Origin of the sequence: Streptomyces spongiae (assembly GCF_009377185.1) — a bacterium.
Taxonomy (GTDB): Bacteria; Actinomycetota; Actinomycetes; order Streptomycetales; family Streptomycetaceae; genus Streptomyces; species Streptomyces spongiae.
Map to the genome: position 1 here is coordinate 1 of NZ_VJZC01000978.1, position 2,045 is coordinate 2,045.

General features: G+C 73.5%; 1 protein-coding gene. It reads right to left on the bottom strand.

Annotation, left to right across the window (positions count from 1 at the left end):
• A partial coding sequence (locus FNH08_RS49350) for an NAD-binding protein (RefSeq protein WP_152778496.1) occupies window positions 1–1,932 on the bottom strand: 1,932 nt, incomplete at its 3' end.
• Window positions 1,933–2,045: the final 113 nt, after the last annotated feature.

The window sequence follows — 2,045 nt, forward strand, 5'->3', positions numbered from 1 at the left end:
CACCAACCCCGACCCCCGCGCCTCCTCATACGCCGACTCCGCCGCCGGCTCCTCCCGCCGCCCGTCGGAGACCCCCGTGTCGAGGGCCAGCACCCGCCATGCCCCCGCCCGGAACGCCTGACCCACGGTCTTCCCCTCCAGCTGCGGATGCCCGCCCACATCCACCGCCGCGAACAACAGCACACGCCGCTCGACGGGAATCGCCCCCAGGATCTGCCGCCCCATCATCGCCCCGGCGAACGCGGGCGCGGCCAGGTGGGACACGCTGCGACTCCGCGTGGACGCGTGCGGGTGAGCGGCCCGGAGGGTGCGGTACACGGCCGTCGCGAAGTCGTCGTCGTACAGCCGCAGCACCACCCGCAGATCGGGCCGCACGGACCGCGCGTACAGCGCGGCCTCCAGGTTCGTGGTGTCCGCGCTCGTCACCGCGAGCAGCGCGTGCGCCCGGTGGATCTTGGCGGCCTCCAGGACACCCTCCTGCGTGACGTCCCCGAGCACCACCGGCACCCTGAGGCGCCGCGCCGTCGCCATGCCCCGCGCCTCGGGATCGGACTCGACGCACACCACGGGGATGTGCAGTTCCCGCAGCCGCGTCAGAACGCGCGTGCCGATCTTGCCGAGCCCGAGCAGCACGACGTGCCCGCCGAGCCCGCGCGGCGGCTTGCGCAGGGCGGAGGCCGTCCGGAAAGTGCCCAGCGCTTCGAGTACGGCGGCCAGCATCACCGGCAGCAGCAGCAACCCGACGAGACCGGAGAGGAGTTGGAGGATCTGGACCCCGATGGACTGGTGGAGGGCGGGATCGTTGATGGCGAACAGGTCGAGCAGTGTCAGATAGGTCGCGTACAGCAGATGCTTCCCGCTCACCACCGACAGCGCGACGGCCAGCGCGACCACGCACCCCACCAGCCCCGCCAGCGACCACCGCAGCCGCCGTGAGAACAGTGAGGCGAGCGGCGGAACGATCCCGCGGCCCGCGGGCAGCGACGGACCGGAGTACGACACCTGCTCCAGCACGATGGTTCCGCACCCGCGTGCCTGAGCCACCGCCGCCGCGTCCGGCAGCAGCCGTGGCTGCTGGACTTCGGATGCGGCCTGGGCGGACGGTTCCGTCGGCGACAGCAGTGCCAGCGTGGCCAGTCCGGGATCGGCGGTCTGTCCGGGCCGCAGCGGTGGCCTCTCCACCGCGCGCAGCATCAGTCCGTCCGTCTGCACGACCTTGCTGGTCCCGGCGACGGCGGTGGCGGCCAGCGCGGGCGCGGCCGTGTCGGCGTCGGACAGGACGGTCGTGGACGCGTCGAACCCCGCGTCCGCACTGTCTCCCGGCCCGCCCTCCGGTCCACCCCAGGTCGCCAACGCCGCTGCCTGGTCGAGGAGTTCCTCGATGTGCTGGCCCAACCGCCGGTTGTAGAGCCGCAGGACGAGTCGTAGGCGCGGGTTGAGACGCCGGGCCGTGAGGGCGGCCCGGATGTTGGTCTCGTCGTCGTCGTACACGAGCGCGAGCGCGGCCGCCCGCTCCACCCCGGCCTCGGCCAGGACGGTCTCGGTGGCCTCGGCGGCCTCCACCACCCGCGTCGGGGGCCCGCTGTCATCACGGGAGGAACCCGAGGAACCAGAGGAACCGGAGGAGCCCGCCGAACCCGCCGAACCCGCCGAACCCGCCGAGCCCGCTGAACCAGAGGAACCCGACGTACCCGACGCACTCGACGCACCCGAGGCAGAGGGCGATTCGCCGTTCCCGGCCGCCCGGTTGACCGCCGCCGTCACCCGGTCCGACACCCGGTCCAGCAACGCCGAGGCCCGGGCCCGCCCGACCACCGGCCGCCGGGCCGCCCGCTGGGCCGTCGGCACGACCAGGGTCACCTGCTCGCCGTAGACGGTCCGCAACTCGGCCGCCAGCCGGTGCGCCAGCCCGTCGTCGCCGCACACGACCATGTGCGTCCCCGCCACCGGCGGCCCACTCTGATACGGAACGCTCCCCACGAGGGAGAAGACTGCCCTACCGATACGCCTGGTTCCAGAGGGAGATCACGGGACCGGGCCCCACG